This is a genomic window from Geodermatophilus sp. SYSU D01176, assembly GCF_054050015.1.
Map to the genome: position 1 here is coordinate 1 of NZ_JBJGYN010000016.1, position 16,898 is coordinate 16,898.

At 73.9% G+C, this 16,898-nt stretch carries 20 protein-coding genes; 18 read left to right on the forward strand and 2 right to left on the reverse strand.

The window, feature by feature from the left end; genetic code table 11:
* The first annotated feature begins 130 nt into the window (after nucleotides 1-130).
* From prfA to ACI78Z_RS10940, 16 genes are all read left to right on the forward strand, one after another.
* The gene (gene prfA, locus ACI78Z_RS10865; protein WP_457036543.1) at nucleotides 131-1,210 is read left to right on the forward strand and encodes a peptide chain release factor 1; all 1,080 of its coding nucleotides are present in this window, start codon (nucleotides 131-133) and stop codon (nucleotides 1,208-1,210) included.
* A 14-nt stretch (nucleotides 1,211-1,224) separates the two neighbouring features.
* Entirely contained in the window at nucleotides 1,225-2,067 is an 843-nt protein-coding gene (prmC, locus tag ACI78Z_RS10870; RefSeq protein WP_457036619.1) for a peptide chain release factor N(5)-glutamine methyltransferase, read from the forward strand.
* A gap of 14 nt (nucleotides 2,068-2,081) precedes the next feature.
* Entirely contained in the window at nucleotides 2,082-2,738 is a 657-nt protein-coding gene (locus ACI78Z_RS10875) for an L-threonylcarbamoyladenylate synthase (protein ID WP_457036544.1), read from the forward strand.
* Nucleotides 2,739-2,955: 217 nt separating this feature from the next.
* Nucleotides 2,956-4,209 (forward strand): glycosyltransferase family 4 protein, encoded by a 1,254-nt coding sequence (locus ACI78Z_RS10880; RefSeq protein WP_457036545.1) that lies wholly within the window; start codon nucleotides 2,956-2,958, stop codon nucleotides 4,207-4,209.
* Entirely contained in the window at nucleotides 4,206-4,679 is a 474-nt protein-coding gene (locus ACI78Z_RS10885; RefSeq protein ID WP_457036546.1) for a hypothetical protein, read from the forward strand. Before ACI78Z_RS10880 ends, ACI78Z_RS10885 begins: the two co-directional genes overlap by 4 nt.
* A gap of 119 nt (nucleotides 4,680-4,798) precedes the next feature.
* Complete coding sequence (locus ACI78Z_RS10890; protein ID WP_457036547.1) at nucleotides 4,799-5,023, forward strand: hypothetical protein; 225 nt, start codon at nucleotides 4,799-4,801, stop codon at nucleotides 5,021-5,023.
* Nucleotides 5,020-5,850: a F0F1 ATP synthase subunit A gene (gene atpB / locus ACI78Z_RS10895; RefSeq protein WP_457036548.1), complete on the forward strand. Its 831-nt coding sequence runs from the start codon at nucleotides 5,020-5,022 to the stop codon at nucleotides 5,848-5,850. Before ACI78Z_RS10890 ends, atpB begins: the two co-directional genes overlap by 4 nt.
* 79 nt (nucleotides 5,851-5,929) lie before the next feature.
* The gene (gene atpE, locus ACI78Z_RS10900; protein WP_457036549.1) at nucleotides 5,930-6,169 is read left to right on the forward strand and encodes an ATP synthase F0 subunit C; all 240 of its coding nucleotides are present in this window, start codon (nucleotides 5,930-5,932) and stop codon (nucleotides 6,167-6,169) included.
* A 44-nt stretch (nucleotides 6,170-6,213) separates the two neighbouring features.
* Nucleotides 6,214-6,804 (forward strand): F0F1 ATP synthase subunit B, encoded by a 591-nt coding sequence (locus ACI78Z_RS10905; RefSeq protein ID WP_457036550.1) that lies wholly within the window; start codon nucleotides 6,214-6,216, stop codon nucleotides 6,802-6,804.
* Nucleotides 6,804-7,676, forward strand: a complete 873-nt coding sequence (locus tag ACI78Z_RS10910; RefSeq protein WP_457036551.1) for a F0F1 ATP synthase subunit delta — start codon at nucleotides 6,804-6,806, stop codon at nucleotides 7,674-7,676. Before ACI78Z_RS10905 ends, ACI78Z_RS10910 begins: the two co-directional genes overlap by 1 nt.
* A gap of 55 nt (nucleotides 7,677-7,731) precedes the next feature.
* Nucleotides 7,732-9,369 (forward strand): F0F1 ATP synthase subunit alpha, encoded by a 1,638-nt coding sequence (gene atpA, locus ACI78Z_RS10915; RefSeq protein WP_457036552.1) that lies wholly within the window; start codon nucleotides 7,732-7,734, stop codon nucleotides 9,367-9,369.
* Between the two features lie 2 nt (nucleotides 9,370-9,371).
* Nucleotides 9,372-10,346, forward strand: a complete 975-nt coding sequence (locus tag ACI78Z_RS10920) for a F0F1 ATP synthase subunit gamma (protein ID WP_457036553.1) — start codon at nucleotides 9,372-9,374, stop codon at nucleotides 10,344-10,346.
* Between the two features lie 77 nt (nucleotides 10,347-10,423).
* Nucleotides 10,424-11,860 (forward strand): F0F1 ATP synthase subunit beta, encoded by a 1,437-nt coding sequence (gene atpD, locus ACI78Z_RS10925; protein ID WP_457036554.1) that lies wholly within the window; start codon nucleotides 10,424-10,426, stop codon nucleotides 11,858-11,860.
* Nucleotides 11,861-12,117: 257 nt separating this feature from the next.
* The gene (locus ACI78Z_RS10930) at nucleotides 12,118-12,297 is read left to right on the forward strand and encodes a hypothetical protein (RefSeq protein WP_457036555.1); all 180 of its coding nucleotides are present in this window, start codon (nucleotides 12,118-12,120) and stop codon (nucleotides 12,295-12,297) included.
* Between the two features lie 133 nt (nucleotides 12,298-12,430).
* A complete protein-coding gene (locus tag ACI78Z_RS10935; protein WP_457036556.1) occupies nucleotides 12,431-12,820 on the forward strand; it encodes a F0F1 ATP synthase subunit epsilon in 390 nt (129 codons plus the stop codon).
* A gap of 39 nt (nucleotides 12,821-12,859) precedes the next feature.
* The gene (locus ACI78Z_RS10940) at nucleotides 12,860-13,264 is read left to right on the forward strand and encodes a DUF2550 domain-containing protein (RefSeq protein WP_457036557.1); all 405 of its coding nucleotides are present in this window, start codon (nucleotides 12,860-12,862) and stop codon (nucleotides 13,262-13,264) included.
* A gap of 59 nt (nucleotides 13,265-13,323) precedes the next feature.
* Here the strand turns inward: ACI78Z_RS10940 and ACI78Z_RS10945 are convergent, their stop codons facing one another.
* Nucleotides 13,324-13,950 (reverse strand): cob(I)yrinic acid a,c-diamide adenosyltransferase, encoded by a 627-nt coding sequence (locus ACI78Z_RS10945; RefSeq protein ID WP_457036558.1) that lies wholly within the window; start codon nucleotides 13,948-13,950, stop codon nucleotides 13,324-13,326.
* A gap of 140 nt (nucleotides 13,951-14,090) precedes the next feature.
* Here ACI78Z_RS10945 and murA point away from each other — a divergent pair, with 140 nt between their 5' ends.
* Nucleotides 14,091-15,368: a UDP-N-acetylglucosamine 1-carboxyvinyltransferase gene (gene murA, locus ACI78Z_RS10950; RefSeq protein ID WP_457036559.1), complete on the forward strand. Its 1,278-nt coding sequence runs from the start codon at nucleotides 14,091-14,093 to the stop codon at nucleotides 15,366-15,368.
* A gap of 40 nt (nucleotides 15,369-15,408) precedes the next feature.
* A complete protein-coding gene (locus tag ACI78Z_RS10955; RefSeq protein WP_457036560.1) occupies nucleotides 15,409-16,440 on the forward strand; it encodes an adenylate/guanylate cyclase domain-containing protein in 1,032 nt (343 codons plus the stop codon).
* A gap of 66 nt (nucleotides 16,441-16,506) precedes the next feature.
* Here ACI78Z_RS10955 and ACI78Z_RS10960 read toward each other — a convergent pair whose 3' ends face one another.
* On the reverse strand, nucleotides 16,507-16,824 hold the full coding sequence (locus ACI78Z_RS10960; RefSeq protein WP_457036561.1) for a hypothetical protein: 318 nt from the start codon (nucleotides 16,822-16,824) through the stop codon (nucleotides 16,507-16,509).
* Nucleotides 16,825-16,898 lie beyond the last annotated feature (74 nt).

The window sequence follows — 16,898 nt, forward strand, 5'->3', positions numbered from 1 at the left end:
AAGACGAGAGCCTTAACCTCCCCCGCCGGCCCCTCCGCGCGCGGCGCGCGGGGCCCCCCCCCCCCCCCCCCCCCCCCCCCCCCCCCCCCCCCCCCCCCCCCCCCCCCCCCCGCCGCCTGAGAGGCCCCCCATGAGCAGCAGCACCGACGCCGCCCCCGACCGGCTGAGCGGGCTGCTGGCCGAGCACGCCGCGCTGGAGACCGAGCTCGCCGACCCCGCCGTCCACGCCGACACCGCCCGCGCCCGCCGGCTGGGCCGGCGCTACGCGCAGCTGGCCCCGCTGGTGGAGACCAAGCGCGCGCTGGACGCCGTCCGTGACGACCTCGCCGCGGCCCGCGAGCTCGCCGGTGAGGACGCCTCGTTCGCCGCCGAGGCCGTCGCGCTCGAGCAGCGGGTGCCCGAGCTCGAGGAGCGGCTGCGCGAGTTGCTGCTGCCCAAGGACCCCGACGACGACAAGGACGTGATCCTCGAGATCAAGGCGGGGGAGGGCGGCGCGGAGTCGGCACTGTTCGCCGGCGACCTGCTGCGCATGTACCTCCGCTACGCCGAGCGCCGCGGCTGGGCCACCGAGGTCCTCGACGCCGTCCCGGCTGAGCTCGGGGGCTACAAGGACGTCTCGATCGCCATCAAGTCCCGCGGCGACGAGGGCATCTGGTCGCGGCTGAAGTTCGAGGGCGGCGTGCACCGCGTCCAGCGGGTGCCGGTCACCGAGTCCCAGGGCCGCATCCACACCTCCGCCGTCGGCGTCCTCGTGCTGCCCGAGGCCGAGGAGGTCGACGTCACCGTCGACCCCAACGACCTGCGCATCGACGTCTTCCGCTCCTCGGGTCCCGGCGGGCAGAGCGTGAACACCACCGACTCCGCCGTCCGGATCACCCACCTGCCGACCGGCATCGTGGTCAGCTCGCAGAACGAGAAGAGCCAGCTGCAGAACCGCGAGTCGGCGCTGCGCGTCCTGCGCTCCCGGCTGCTGGCGGCCGCCCGTGAGGAGGCCGCCGCGGCCGCGAGCGACCAGCGCCGCAGCCAGGTCCGCACCGTCGACCGCAGCGAGCGGGTGCGCACCTACAACTTCCCGGAGAGCCGGATCTCCGACCACCGGGTCGGCTTCAAGGCGCACAACCTGGACCAGGTGCTCGACGGCGAGCTCGACCCGGTCATCGACGCGCTCACCCGCGCGCACACCGCCGAGCTGCTGGCGGCCGGCTCCTGAGCGCACGCACGCTGCTGGCCGACGCCGCGCGGCGGCTCGCCGACGCCGGCGTCGCCTCCCCACGGGCGGACGCCGAGTTGCTGCTCGCCCACGTGCTCGGCGTCTCGCGCACCGGCCTGCTGACCCTCGGCGACGTGCCGGACGACGCGGCCGCCCGGTTCGCGGACCTCGTGGGCCAGCGCGCCGACCGGGTGCCGCTGCAGCACCTCACCGGCCGCGCCCCGTTCCGCTACCTCGAGCTCGCCGTCGGCCCCGGTGTCTTCGTGCCCCGGCCGGAGACCGAGCAGCTCGTCGAGTGGGCGCTCGCCCAGCTGGCCGACGTCCCCGCGCCGGTCGTCGTCGACCTGGGCAGCGGGTCGGGGGCCATCGCGCTGTCGATCGCGCACGAGCACCCCGGCGCGCGGGTGACCGCCGTCGAGCGCGACCCGGGGGCGATCGGGTGGACGCGGCACAACGCCGCCGCCCGCGCCGCCGCCGGGGACCGCCGGGTCGAGGTCCTCGCCGGCGACATGACCGACCCGGCGCTGCTGACCGAGCTCGACGGCACGGTCGACCTGGTCGTCTCCAACCCACCGTACGTCCCCGACGGCGCGACGGTGCCGCGCGAGGTGGCCGACCACGACCCGCCGCTGGCGCTGTGGGGCGGTCCGGACGGGCTCGACGTCGTCCGCGGGCTGCTGCGCACCGCCGCCCGGCTGCTGCGACCGGGCGGCGGGCTGGGCATCGAGCACGCCGACCAGCAGGGGAGTGCGCTGCCGGCGCTGGTGCGGGCCTCCGGCGGCTGGACCGGGGTCGAGGACCACCCCGACATGGCCGGCCGCCCGCGGTACACCACCGCGCACCGGACCGGGGGATGACAGACTCGCCCCCCGTGGCTCCGTCTTCGACCCCGGCGACCTACGACTGCTCCGACCCCGACGCCCGCGCCGCCGGGCTGGACGCCGCGGCGGCGGCGATCGGCAGGGGCGAGCTGGTGCTGCTGCCCACCGACACCGTGTACGGCGTCGCGGCCGACGCCTTCACCCCGCCGGCGGTCGCCGCGCTGCTGGCGGCGAAGAACCGCGGCCGGACGATGCCGGTCCCCGTGCTCATCGGCGAGGCCTCCACGCTCGTCGGGCTGGTCACCGTCGTCCCGCCCCTGGCGACGAAGCTCGCCGAGGCGTTCTGGCCCGGCGGGCTGACCCTGGTCCTCGAGCACGCGTCGTCGCTGGCCTGGGACCTGGGGGACGCCGAGGGCACCGTCGCCGTCCGGCTGCCCGACGACGACGTCGCCCGCGACCTGCTGCGGCGCACCGGTCCGCTCGCCGTGTCCAGCGCCAACCGCTCCGGCCGCCCGGCCGCCACCACCGCCGACGAGGCGGTCGCCCAGCTCGGGATGCACGCGGCCGTCGTCCTGGACGGCGGCCCCCGCGCCGGCTCCGCCGCGAGCACGATCGTCGACTGCACCGTGCCGGCCCCGCGGGTGCTGCGGGTCGGTGCGATCCCGGTCGACCGGTTGCGCGAGGTCGTCCCCGAGATCGTCGACTGAGGAAGGATCCCGTCCTCCCCACCCCTCGCAGGCTCGGGGCGGTGCCCTGGACGGCGCCGCCGTCGTCCACTCCTCGGGAGACCCTCCGGGCCTCCACTCGTCGGGGACCTGGAGCCGACTTGGCGATACCGTGGGGCCACCGTCCGTCGTCGATCCCCGGGAGACCGCTGCGATGAGCACCCTCTCCTGGGGCACCGTCTCCGGCCCGGCCTGAGCCATGCGCGAGTACGTCGTCGTCCTGCTCACCGCCGGCCTGGTGACCTTCCTGGCCACGCCGGTGGTGCGGCTCGCGGCGGTCCGGCTGCGGATGATGGCCGCGCCGCGCGAGCGCGACGTGCACGTCATCCCCACGCCGCGCGGGGGCGGTGTGGCGATGTACCTGGGGGTCGCCGCGGCGGTCCTGGTGGCCACCCGGCTGCCGGCCCTCCAGCGGACCTTCGACGACTCGCAGACCGCCGCGGTCCTCGTCGCCGGCGGGCTCATCTGCGCCCTGGGCGTGCTCGACGACAAGTTCGGCCTGGACGCGCTGACGAAACTCACCGGCCAGATCGCCGCGGCCGGGGTCATGGTGCTCCTCGGCGTGCAGCTGGCCTTCGTCTTCCTCCCGGTCGCCGACATCGGCACGCTCTCGCTGGGGCCCGACATCGGCGTCCCGCTGACCCTGCTGCTGACCGTCCTCACGGTGAACGCGCTGAACTTCATCGACGGCCTCGACGGCCTGGCCGCGGGCGTCTCGGCGATCGCCGCGCTCGCCTTCTTCGCCTACAGCTACAACCTGGGCGCCGAGGGCTACGACGACATCGCCAGCGCCCCGGCGCTCATCACCGCGGTGCTGGCCGGCGCCTGCCTCGGGTTCCTGCCGCACAACTTCAGCCCGGCGCGCATCTTCATGGGCGACTCCGGCTCCATGCTCGTCGGCCTGATGCTCTCCGCGGCCGCGGTCTCGGCCACCGGCCAGGCCGACCCGCAGACCTTCGACTCCGCCGCCACCCTGCTGCCGCTGGCCCTCCCGCTGCTGGTGCCGATCGCGGTCCTCTCCATCCCGTTCATCGACCTGGTGATGGCCGTCGTCCGCCGCAGCCTCCGCGGGCGCTCGCCCTTCTCGCCGGACAAGATGCACCTGCACCACCGGCTGCTCGCGATCGGTCACTCGCACCGGCGTGCGGTGCTCGTCATGTACTTCTGGGCCGCGCTGCTCTCGTTCGGGGCGGTGGGGCTGTCCATCACCGGCGGCCGGGTGGAGCTGCTGGTCTCCATCGCGGTGCTGCTGGTCCTCGGCGTCGTCGTCGTCCTCAGCCCGCGGGCCCGCCGGGCGGCCCGCGAGGCACGGGCCGCGGAGCTGGAGGCGCAGCGGCAGCGCAGCCGGGCCGACCACCCGACGGCGCGCGCCGTCCGCGCGACCGCCGTTCCGTCCGTTCCCGGCCGGCCTGCCGACCCGGCCGGCCAGCCGTCCCCCCAGGGAGTCCGATGACCGTCACCGGGACCGCTCAGGCCCCGTGGGACCTGTCCTTCCTGCGCGTGGGGACGGCGGTGACCGCGGCCCTCACCGCCGTGGCCGCGCCGGTCGCCGGGCTGCTCGCGGGGTGGGACGCCGCTGTCGCCGTGCTGCTCGGCGCCGCCGTCGTCACCTTCTTCTTCGCGCTGTCCGGGCTCGTCATCGCCTGGGCCGGGCGGCACGGGGACGCCTTCACGCTGCCCGCCGCCCTCGGTTCGTTCTTCGTGAAGATCCTCGTGCTGGCCGCCGTGCTGCAGTCGCTGCCCGCCGAGGGCTGGGTGGACCGGCGCACGCTGGCGTGGACGGTCATCGCCGGGGCGCTGCTGTGGAGCATCGTCCAGCAGCGCTGGGTCTGGACCCGGCGGCTGTACTACGTGCCCCCACCCGCCCCGCCCTCGACCGGGGGAACCCCGCCGCCGCCGGAAACGCCCGCGACACGCGGCTGATAGTGTCCCCGCCGATGGCCGAGGGCAGCTCCGCGAGCGGGGGTTCTCGACCTCGACCTGCACCATCCGCCGACCGTCAGCCCAGCGGGGCCGACATCGGGTGGAGCATCACCGGGACCATGCTCTCGGGGATCATCGTGTGGGGCGGGGTCGGGCTGGCGCTCGACCGCTGGTGGGGTACCCGCTTCGTCGCCCTCATCGGCGTGCTCCTCGGCCTGACGGTGGCCATCTACCTGGTGGTCGTCAAGTACGGCGCCCTGCCCCCGACCGAGGGGCCCGGGCGCACCGGCTCCACCCGGGGCGGGCGCCGCAGCCCGACCAGGACGCAGAAGGGACAACGGTGACCTCCAGCGCCCACGCGCTCGCCGACGTGCTCGCCGCCGAAGGTGGTGGTGAGGAGGGCGGCTTCCAGGCCCCCACCATCGCCGAGTTCTACCCGCCGGCGGTCGCCGAGTTCTCGGTCCTGGGGATCGACTTCGAGATCACCCGGATCACGATCATCATGTGGATCGCGACCGCGGCGATCCTCGCGTTGCTCGTGCTGGCCGCCCGCAAGGCCACGGTCGTGCCGGACAAGCTCCAGTACATCGGCGAGAGCGGCTACTCCCTCGTCCGCGACGGCATGGCCCGCGACGTGATCGGCCCGAAGGGGTTGCCGTTCGCGCCGTTCCTCGCGTCGCTGTTCTTCTTCATCCTCGCGAACAACTTCATGAGCATCTTCCCGTTCGCGCAGATCTCGCCGAACTCCCGGTTCGCGATCCCGCTGGTCCTCGCGGTGATCGTCTGGGTTCTCTACAACTACATCGGCATCCGCGAGCAGGGCGCGGCCAAGTACTTCAAGGACGCCGCGATCCCGCCGGGCGTGCCGATCGGGGCGCTCATCCTGGTGACGCCCATCGAGCTGCTGCAGGTCTTCGTGATCCGGCCGTTCACCCTGGCCGTCCGGCTCTTCGCCAACATGTTCGCCGGCCACATGCTGCTCGTGGTGTTCTCACTCGGCGGCGTCTACCTGCTCACCGCCGGCGGCATCTTCCCCCTCTTCGGCGTGGCCTCCTTCCTCATGGCGCTGATCATGACCTTCTTCGAGCTCCTGGTCATCGTCCTGCAGGCGTACGTCTTCACCGTGCTCACCGCGACCTACCTCAACGGCGCCGTCGAGCCGGCCCACTGACCGCTCCACCCCGTACCACCACCCCCAGCCAGCCGCCCGGGAGCACCCCGGGCGACCGACACAGGAGGAACCACCCCGCATGGACGTCAACGCAGAGCTCGTCGGCAGCATCGGCTCCGTCGGCTACGGCCTCGCCGCCATCGGCCCCGGCATCGGCGTCGGCATCGTCTGGGCCGCGTACATCCAGGCGACCGCCCGGCAGCCCGAGTCGGCAGGCCTGACCCGGACCTACGCCTTCCTCGGTGCCGCCCTCTCCGAGGCGCTGGCGCTCATCGGTCTGGTCGTCCCCTTCATCTTCGGGCCCGGCAACGCCGGCTGATCGGTGCCCCGAGCAGCTTCCTCTGACGTAGGGACGTGGAGAGCATGAACACCCTGGCTGCGGAGTCGGCGAACCCGCTCCTCCCGCCGGTCGGCGAGATCATCGTCGGGACGATCACGTTCGCGATCGCGTTCTTCGTGCTGGCCAAGTTCGTCTGGCCGCGCTTCGAGCAGGTCTTCCGGGCCCGCCGCGAGGCGATCGAGGGCGGCATCGAGCGGGCCGAGTCGATGCAGGCCGAGGCCCAGGCGGCGCTGGAGCAGTACCGCGCCCAGCTGGCCGAGGCACGCACCGAGGCCGCGCAGATCCGGGACCAGGCCCGCGCGGAGGGGCAGCAGATCCTCGAGGAGCTGCGGGCCCAGGCCCAGGAGGAGTCCGCGCGGATCGTCGCCCGCGGCGAGGAGCAGCTGGCCACCTCCCGCCAGCAGGTCGTCAACGAGCTGCGCGGCCAGATCGGGCGGCTCGCCGTCGACCTCGCCGGCCGCGTGGTCGGCGAGTCCCTCGAGGACCAGGCGCGCCGCAGCGGCACCGTCGACCGGTTCCTCGACCAGCTCGACGGCATGGCCGCCGGCACCGCGGCGGACGGCCGCGGCGGTGCCACCGGCAGCTCGGTGTACGTGCAGCAGGGCGACCGCTGATGGATGCCTCCAGCCGCGGGGCGCTCGCCGCGGTGCGGGAACGCCTCGCCGAGCTCACCCGGCCGGCGTCGGGCCTGCTCGAGCGGGCGCGCGACCGCCTGACCGGTCAGGAGCGGGCAGCCACCGACGAGGAGCTCGTGGCCCTGGCCGACGAGCTGTTCGCCGTCGCCCGTCTCCTCGACGGACAGGTCGCGCTGCGCCGGGCACTGTCGGACCCGTCGGCCACCCCGGGCGACCGGGCCGGGGTCGCGCGGCGGCTGCTGTCCGGCCGCGTCTCCGGGGCCACGCTCGACCTGGTCGAGACGGCGGCCCGGCAGCGCTGGTCGCGGCCGCTGGACCTGGTGGAGGCGACCGAGGCCCTGGCCACGGACGCCGCGCTGGACGCCGCGGAGGCCCGTGGCGAGCTCGACGGCGTCGAGGACGAGCTGTTCCGGTTCGGCCGCATCGTCGCGGGGGACGCGGAACTGTCCCGGATCCTCAGCGACCGCACCGCTCCGGCCGCCGGCAAGGCCGCGCTGCTGGACCGGCTGGTCGGCTCCCGGGTCAGCCCGATCACCGGGATGCTGCTGCGCAACCACCTCACCGGGCGGACGGCCGGCAACGCCGAGAACGTCGTCGAGCGGCTCTCCGAGGCGGCCTCGCACCGGCGCGGCCAGTCGGTGGCGCGCGTGACGACCGCCGTGCCGCTGACCGTGACGCAGGAGCGCCGGCTCGCCGAGCTCCTCGGGCGCCTCTACCACCGGCCGATCGGCCTGCAGGTGACCGTCGACCCGAGCGTGCTCGGTGGGCTGGTCATCCGCGTCGGTGACGAGGTCATCGACGGCAGCATCGCGCACCGCCTCGAGGCCGCCGGCCGACGGGTCGCCGGCTGACCCGCGACCCGGCCCCCACCCAGACACCACCCAGCAGGGAAGAGGACACCACGCCATGGCCGAGCTGACGATCTCCGCTGACGAGATCCGCAGTGCCATCCAGAACTACGTCACCGAGTACTCGCCCGACGTGTCGCGGGAAGAGGTCGGGATGGTCACCGAGGCCGGCGACGGCATCGCCCGCGTCGAGGGCCTGCCCTCGGTCATGACCAACGAGCTGCTCGAGTTCGAGAGCGGCGTCCGCGGTCTCGCGCTGAACCTCGACGTCCGCGAGGTCGGTGTCGTCGTCCTCGGCGACTACGCCGGCATCGAGGAGGGCCAGCAGGTCCGCCGGACCGGCGAGGTCCTCTCCGTGCCGGTCGGCGACGGCTACCTCGGCCGCGTGGTCGACCCGCTGGGCAACCCCATCGACGGTGCCGGCCCCATCGCCACGACCGGCCGCCGCGCGCTGGAGCTGCAGGCGCCGACCGTGGTGCAGCGGCAGTCGGTCCACGAGCCGATGCAGACCGGCATCAAGGCCATCGACGCCATGACGCCGATCGGCCGCGGCCAGCGCCAGCTGGTCATCGGTGACCGGCAGACCGGCAAGACCGCGATCGTCACCGACACGATCATCAACCAGAAGCAGGCCTGGGAGACCGGCGACCCGACCCAGCAGGTCCGCTGCATCTACGTCGCCGTCGGCCAGAAGGGCTCGACGATCGCCGCCATCCGCGCCTCCCTCGAGGAGGCCGGCGCTATGGAGTACACGACCATCGTCGCGGCCCCGGCCTCGGAGGCCGCCGGCTTCAAGTACATCGCCCCCTACACCGGCTCGGCCATCGGCCAGCACTGGATGTACGAGGGCAAGCACGTCCTGATCGTGTTCGACGACCTGTCCAAGCAGGCCGAGGCCTACCGCGCGGTCTCGCTGCTGCTGCGTCGTCCGCCGGGCCGCGAGGCCTACCCCGGCGACGTCTTCTACCTCCACTCCCGGCTGCTGGAGCGCTGCGCGAAGCTCTCCGACGACCTGGGTGCCGGCTCGATGACCGGCCTGCCGCTGGTCGAGACCAAGGGCAACGACGTGTCGGCGTACATCCCGACCAACGTCATCTCGATCACCGACGGGCAGATCTTCCTCGAGACGGGTCTGTTCAACTCCGGCGTCCGCCCGGCCATCAACGTCGGCATCTCGGTCTCCCGCGTCGGTGGCTCGGCGCAGATCAAGGCGATGAAGTCGGTTGCCGGCCGGCTGCGGCTGGACCTCGCCCAGTACCGCGAGCTCGAGGCCTTCGCCTCGTTCTCCTCCGACCTCGACGCCTCCAGCCGGGCCACGCTCGAGCGCGGCCAGCGCCTGGTGGAGCTGCTCAAGCAGGGCCAGTACCAGCCCTACCCGGTCGAACGCGAGGTCGTCTCCATCTGGCTGGGCACCACCGGCAAGCTGGACAAGGTGCCGGTGCCCGAGGTCCGCCGCTTCGAGCGCGAGTTCCTCGACCACGTCGCCCGCAACCACGGCGGCGTCTTCGACGGGATCCGGCAGACCAAGGCCCTCGGCGACGACGCGGTCTCCGGCCTGGAGCGGGCGGTCGAGGAGTTCTACGGCCAGTTCCAGACCTCCGAGGGCGAGACGCTGCGGATCCACGAGGACGAGGCCGAGGCCATGGACGCGTCCGAGCGCGGCCAGGAGCGCGTCCAGGTCAAGCGGAGCGCCTGACCGTGGCCAGCAACCTCCGCGCGCTGCGGCGCCGCATCCGCTCCACGAAGTCGACGAAGAAGATCTTCTCGGCCCAGGAGCTGATCGCCGGTGCCCGCATCGTGCGCGCGCAGGCCCGGGTGGAGGCCTCCAAGCCCTACGCCCGCGAGATCACCCGGGTGCTGTCCGCCCTGGCGTCCTCGGCCTCGCTGGACCACCCGCTGCTGACCGAGCGGCAGGGCGCGCGCCGGGCGGCGGTGCTCGTCATCACCTCCGACCGGGGCTTCGCGGGCTCCTACAACGTCAACGTGCTGCGCCGCACGGAGGAGCTGCTCTCGCTGCTCCGCCAGGAGGGCAAGGAGCCGGTCCTCTACGTGGTGGGCCGGAAGGGGGAGACCTACTACTCCTTCCGCAACCGCCCGGTGGCCGAGACCTTCACCGGGTTCTCGGAGCAGCCGCACTACACCGACGCGCAGCAGGTGGGGGAGCAGCTCATCGACGCCTTCACCGCCGGTGAGGACGACGACGAGAGCGGTGCCGGCGCCGACGGCGTCCTCGGCGTGGACGAGCTGCACATCGTCTACACCGAGTTCCGGTCGCTGCTCGCGCAGATCCCGGTCGCCAAGCGGATGGCCCCGCTGGAGGTCGAGGAGGTCGAGGAGTTCGACTACGAGCGGGAGGACCGGGAGAGCGGCGTCACGACCGGCGACTCCGGCGTCCCCACGTCGTACGAGTTCGAGCCCTCGCCCGACGCCCTCCTCGACGCCCTGCTGCCGAAGTACGTGACGACGCGGATCTTCGCGGCGATGCTGGAGTCGGCGGCGTCGGAGTCGGCGTCCCGGCGGCGGGCCATGAAATCGGCGTCGGACAACGCCGAGGAGCTGGCGAAGAACCTCTCGCGGCAGGCCAACCAGGCCCGCCAGGCCGAGATCACCCAGGAGATCAGTGAGATCGTCGGCGGTGCGGACGCGCTGGTGTCCGCGGGCGCCGACGACTGACCCCATCCCGGCCGCTCCCGCGGCAGGGACACCGAAGACGCGGATCCACCGAGCCCGAGGGCAGGAGAGCAGTACAGATGACCGTCACCGAGGACCGTCCGACCACCCAGACGACCGGCCGCGTCGTCCGGGTCACCGGCCCGGTCGTCGACGTCGAGTTCCCGCGCGACGCGATGCCCGACCTGTTCAACGCCCTGCAGGTGGAGGTCACCCTCGCCGACCTGGGCAAGACGCTGACCCTCGAGGTCGCCCAGCACCTCGGCGACAACGTGGTCCGCACCATCTCCATGCAGCCGACCGACGGCCTGGTGCGCGGCGCCGAGGTCCGGGACACCGGCTCCGCCATCTCGGTGCCCGTCGGCGACGTGACCACCGGCCACGTCTGGAACGCCCTGGGCCAGTGCCTGGACACCCCCGGCTACGGCAGCGACGCGCCGCGCTGGGAGATCCACCGGCACGCGCCGCGGTTCGACCAGCTCGAGGGCCGGACCGAGATGCTGGAGACCGGCATCAAGGTCATCGACCTGCTGACCCCCTACGTGGCCGGCGGGAAGATCGGCCTGTTCGGCGGTGCCGGCGTGGGCAAGACGGTGCTCATCCAGGAGATGATCCGCCGCGTCGCCCAGGAGTTCGGTGGTGTCTCGGTGTTCGCCGGCGTCGGCGAGCGCACCCGCGAGGGCAACGACCTCATCACCGAGATGACCGAGTCCGGCGTCATCGAGTCCACCGCGCTGGTGTTCGGCCAGATGGACGAGCCGCCGGGCACCCGCCTGCGGGTCGCGCTGTCGGCGCTGACGATGGCGGAGTACTTCCGCGACGAGCAGAACCAGGACGTGCTGCTCTTCATCGACAACATCTTCCGGTTCACCCAGGCGGGGTCCGAGGTCTCCACGCTGCTGGGCCGCATGCCGTCGGCCGTGGGCTACCAGCCGACCCTCGCCGACGAGATGGGCGAGCTGCAGGAGCGGATCACCTCGACCCGCGGCCACTCGATCACCTCGATGCAGGCGATCTACGTGCCCGCCGACGACATCACCGACCCGGCGCCGCACACCACCTTCGCCCACCTCGACGCGACGACCGTGCTCAGCCGGCCGATCTCGGAAAAGGGCATCTACCCGGCCGTGGACCCGCTGGACTCCACCAGCCGGATCCTGGACCCGCAGTACATCGGGCAGGAGCACTACGCGATCGCCCAGACGGTGAAGCAGGTGCTGCAGCGCTACCAGGAGCTGCAGGACATCATCGCCATCCTCGGCATCGACGAGCTCTCCGAGGAGGACAAGGTCACGGTCAACCGGGCCCGGCGCGTCGAGCGCTTCCTGTCGCAGAACATGTTCGTCGCCGAGGCCTTCACCGGGCAGCCGGGCTCGTTCGTGCCGCGCTCGGAGACGCTGCAGGCGTTCAAGGCGATCACCGACGGCGAGTACGACAACGTGCCGGAGCAGGCCTTCTTCATGTGCGGTGGCCTCGAGGACCTCGAGCGCAACGCCGACAAGCTGAAGCGGGCCTGAAGAAGGACCCCGCTGCCCCTCCCACGCCTCGCACGCTCGGCGCGGGCCCCTGCAGCGGGGCCGTTCCACCACCGGCGAGAACGGCCGGGTCCCGAACGGGACCCGGCCGTTCCGTGTGTCCGGGGCGGGACGCGGGTAGCCCCGCCGCGGCAGCCCGGACGGGGTTCGTGGTCCGGGTCGCCTCAAGGGCTCCTCGCCGCGTGCCGATCTGGTGCGGGGACGCCCGGACCAGCTGGGCGGCGATCGGGAGAGACGACGTGGACGGCAGCACGGGGGTCAGGGCGGACGGCGCCGACTGGAGCTGGCCGCCCTCGGCCGCCGTGCCCTACGTCGGCGGCCGGCAGTTCCACACCGACGAGTGGGCCCCGGCCTCGACCGTCCGCCGTCCGTGGGTGCGCGTGGGCCGCTGGACGCTGCTGTACCGCCGCTGCGCATAGCCCGTCCAGGGCAGGGCCGCGGACGGGCCGCCGTCCGGCGCGGACACGGCGGATAGAGTGTGCCCGACCCGTCGCCGTGTCCCCTCCGGGTGCGGCGACCCGTACCGCCGACCGGTGGACCCCGAGGAGTGTCGTGGCGACCCTGCATGTCGAGTTGGTGGCCGTCGAGCGGATGATCTGGTCCGGCGAGGCCCGCATGGTCGTGGCGCGCACGACCGAGGGCGAGCTCGGCGTCCTGCCCGGGCACGCACCGCTGCTGGGTCAGCTCGCCGAGGGCGGTGTCGTGACCGTGCGTACCGTCGAGGGCGAGGACATGGTCGTCGCGGCCCACGGGGGCTTCTTGTCGGTCACCGACCGCGGCGTCTCCATCCTGGCCGAGACCGCCGAGGTCTCCTCCGAGATCGACGTCGAGCGGGCCCGTGAGGCCCTGCGCCGCGCCGAGGGCGCCGGGGACGACCCCGAGGCCCTGGCCGCCGCCAAGCGCGCCCAGTCGCGGCTGCGCGCCGCGGGTCAGGACGCCTGAGCAGCCACCGACGGCCCGCCTGACCGCCCGGCGCCCCGGATGACGACCGAACTGCTCGTCCTGGCCGCTGTGGTGGTCCTCGTCGGCCTCGTCGTCGCCTTCCTGCTGCGCCGCCGCTTCCTCCTCTCCGGGCTGGGTGCGGTCACCATGTGGCTGCGCCCGGGCGGCTCGGGGCGGTGGTCGGTGGGTGTCGCCTGGTACGGCGGGGACTCGTTGCTCTGGTACCGGGCCCTGTCGCTGTCGGTGCGCCCGCAGCAACGGTTCTGCCGTGCGGAGTTCCGGGTGCAGGGCCGCCGCCGCGCGGGCGCCGCGGACGACGCGCTGCCCGAGGACGTGGTGGTGCTGGCCTGTACCACCGCGGCCGGCCCGCGAGAACTGGCCATGGAGCCCTCCACGGTGACCGGCTTCCTCTCCTGGGTGGAGTCCGCCCCGCCGGTGCGCTGAACGGCCCCCTCCAGGCCACCGCTCCGGGCGTGCGAGCAGCGGGGAGGACGGGTTCTCCTTCAGTCGCCGGCCGGTGTCTCCGCGGCCGCCGACGCCGCCCGCTGGGCGTGGGCGCCGCTGTGCGCGCCCGGCTCCCACAGCACGTCGCCGCCGGGGTTGGCCACCCGGGCGAGGATGAACAGCAGGTCCGAGAGCCGGTTGAGGTAGCGCGCGGTCTCGGCGTTGGTGCGCTCGCCGTCGGCCTCGAGCAGCGCCCAGACGCTGCGCTCGGCCCGGCGGGTGACCACCCGCGCCTGGTGCAGCAGCGCCGCCAGGGGCGTCCCGCCCGGCAGGATGAAGCTGGCCAGCTTGGGCAGCGCCTCGTTGTACGCGTCGCAGGCCGCCTCCAGCCGCTCGGTGTAGGCGGCGGTCACCCGCAGCGGCGGGTACTGCGGATCCGGGACGACCGGCGTGGACAGGTCCGCCCCGACGTCGAACAGGTCGTTCTGCACGCTGCGCAGCAGCTCGGTGAGCTCCGGGGTGGGCGACCCGAGGGCCAGCGCGACACCGAGCACGCTGTTGGCCTCGTCCACGTCGGCGTAGGCCACCAGGCGCGGATCGGTCTTGGTCACCCGGCTCATGTCGCCCAGGTGCGTCTGGCCGGCGTCACCGGTCTTCGTGTAGATGCGGGTCAGCCGGACGCTCATGGTGGCGAGCGTAGAAGAAGGACCCCGCTGCGCCCCACCGTAGGAGGACCCTGTCCTCCTCGCCCCGCGCAGGCTCGGGGTGAGCCTCGGGACGGGGCCGCGCGGCGGGACCCTCAGCGAGGCCACCGTAGGGTGGACCGGTGGAGTGCTTCGAGGTCACCGGCGGCACGGCCCTGACCGGGAGGGTGCGGGTCACCGGCGCCAAGAACAGCGCCCTCAAGCTCATGGCGGCCGCGCTGCTGGCCTCCGGCCGGACGACCATCGACGAGGTCCCCGACATCCTCGACGTGGCGATCATGAGCGAGGTGCTGCGCCGGCTGGGCTGCGAGGTGTCCTACGAGCGGCACGCGCTCGGCGGCGGTGGCCGGCTGGTCGTCGACGTCCCGGACCGGCCGTCCACGGAGACCGACTACGACCTGGTCCGCCGGATGCGTGCCTCGATCAGCGTGCTCGGCCCGCTCGTCGCCCGGTGCGGCTCGGCCAAGGTGGCGCTGCCGGGCGGTGACGCCATCGGCTCGCGCGGGCTGGACATGCACATCTCGGGCCTCGAGCGGCTCGGCGCCACCATCCACAGCGAGCACGGCTTCCTGGTGGCCTCCGCCCCGCGCCTCACGGGCACCTCCATCTGGCTGGACTTCCCGTCGGTCGGGGCCACGGAGAACCTGCTCATGGCCGCGGTGCTCGCCGAGGGCACCACCGTCATCGACAACGCCGCGCGCGAGCCGGAGATCGCCGACATCTGCACGATGCTCACCGCGATGGGGGCGCGGATCGAGGGCGCCGGCACGTCGACGATCACCGTCGAGGGGGTGCCCGCGCTCGAACCGGTCACCTACACGACCGTGCCCGACCGCATCGTCGCCGGCACCTGGGCGATCGGCGCGGTGATGACCCGCGGGGACGTCGTCATCGAGCGGGCCGTCGCCGACCACCTGACCGTCGCGCTCGCCAAGCTCAGCGACGCCGGAGCGCACGTCGAGCCGCTGCCGGACGGGCTGCGGGTCGCCATGGAGGGTCGCCCCCGGTGCGTGGACGTCGTCACGCTGCCCTACCCGGGGTTCCCGACCGACCTGCAGCCGATGGCGGTGGCGCTGGCCGCGGTCTCCACCGGGACGGCGTTGATCACCGAGAACGTGTTCGAGGGCCGGTTCATGTTCGTCAACGAGCTCGTCCGGCTGGGCGCCTCGGTGCGCACCGACGGGCACCACGCCGTCGTCCGGGGCCGGGAGCGGCTCTCCAGCGCGCCGGTGCTGGCCACCGACATCCGCGCCGGCGCGGGCCTGGTGCTGGCCGGGCTGGTCTCCGACGGCGTCACCGAGGTGCAGGACGTGCACCACGTCGACCGCGGCTACCCCGACTTCGTCGAGCAGCTGCGCGGCCTCGGGGCCAAGATCGAGCGGGTCGAGCGGCCCGGCTGAGCCCAGCACGACCACCCGGGCGTGCTCCACACTCGGGAGGGTGCACGAGGAGGGGAGGGGGCGTGCCGCCCCCGCCGGCGCCGGGCTCGACCGGCTGCTGCTCGGTGGCCGTCGCCGGTACACCCGGGCGCAGGTGGCCCAGCTGTCCCGGATGCCGCCGGACGACTTCCGGCGGCTGTGGCACGCCCTGGGCTTCCCCGAGGCCGCCGAGCAGGACGTGGAGTTCACCGACGACGACGTCGCCGCGCTGCACGCCCTGGCGGACCTCGTCGACGCCGGGTTCGTCGCCCCGGGCACGGAGGCGTCGTTCGCCCGCGCGCTGGCGCAGCCCCTGGCGCGGCTGGCCGACTGGCAGACCGCCCTGCTCACCGGTGCCCTCGCCCGGGATCGCGACGGGCGCCCCGACCGGCCCGGGACCACGCCGGGGGACGTGCCGCCCACGGCCGACGGGCTGCTGTCGCTGCTGCGCCACGTGCAGGACCACGTGTGGCGCCGCCACCTGGCCGCCGCGGTCGAGCGGGCGCCGGCCGCACCGGACGGCGGCGAGGAGCGCGAGCTGGCGGTGGGCTTCGCCGACCTGGTCGGCTACACCACCCGCACGCGTGGCATGAGCGGCGCCGAACTGGGCGTCATGGTGGAGGACTTCGAGGCGACCGCGGCCGAGGTGGTGGCCCGCGGCGGCGGACGGGTGGTGAAGACCGTCGGCGACGGGGTGCTGTTCACCGCCGCCGACCCGGCCGCCGCGGCGGAGATCGGCCTGTCGCTGCCCGAGCAGTGGGGGGCCGTGGACCGGCCGCCGCTGCGGGTGGGCCTGGCCCACGGCCAGGTTCTCACCCGGCTCGGGGACGTGTACTCGTCGGTGGTGAACCTGGCCAGCCGGCTGACCACGGTGGCCCGCGCCGGCAGCGTGCTGGTCGACCGGGAGCTGGCCGCCCGGCTGCGGCAGCACCCCCGCTACCGGATCGAGCCGCTGCAGCGCCGCTCGGTGCGCGGGTTCGAGGACCTGCAGCCGTGGCTGGTCAGCCGCCGCGGTCCCGACGGGGACCCGGACGCGGCCGAGCGCCCGCGCTGAACGCCGCTCGGCCCCTCGTGCAGGGGCCCGGGCAGAGCGAGGTCCGGGGGGCACGGCGGTCCTCGTTCAGCCGGGGGAGGGGAAGGACGCCGCCAGCGCGCGGGCGCGGTCGGCGTCCTCCGGGAAGACCAGGACCTCCGCGCGGTGCGCCCCGGTGGAACGCACCGTCGAGCGGATCCCCGCGTCGGAGAGCACGGCCCGCAGCGCCAGCGCCGACTCCCGCCGGGAGAGCGTCGCGACGCGCGTGAGCAGGCCGTCGTCCGCCGGGGGACGACGGCGGGGCTCACTGCGGAAGGCCCACCGCAGGAACAGCGCGAGCCCGGCGACCACGGTGAACGCGATCACCGGGCCCGCCAGGTAGTGGGTGCCGGCCACCGGTGACATGCCTGTCCTCCTCCGTCGCGCCTGCGAGTGTGCCACCGGGTGACACCCGGGAGGGGGCGCTTCTACTGACGGGT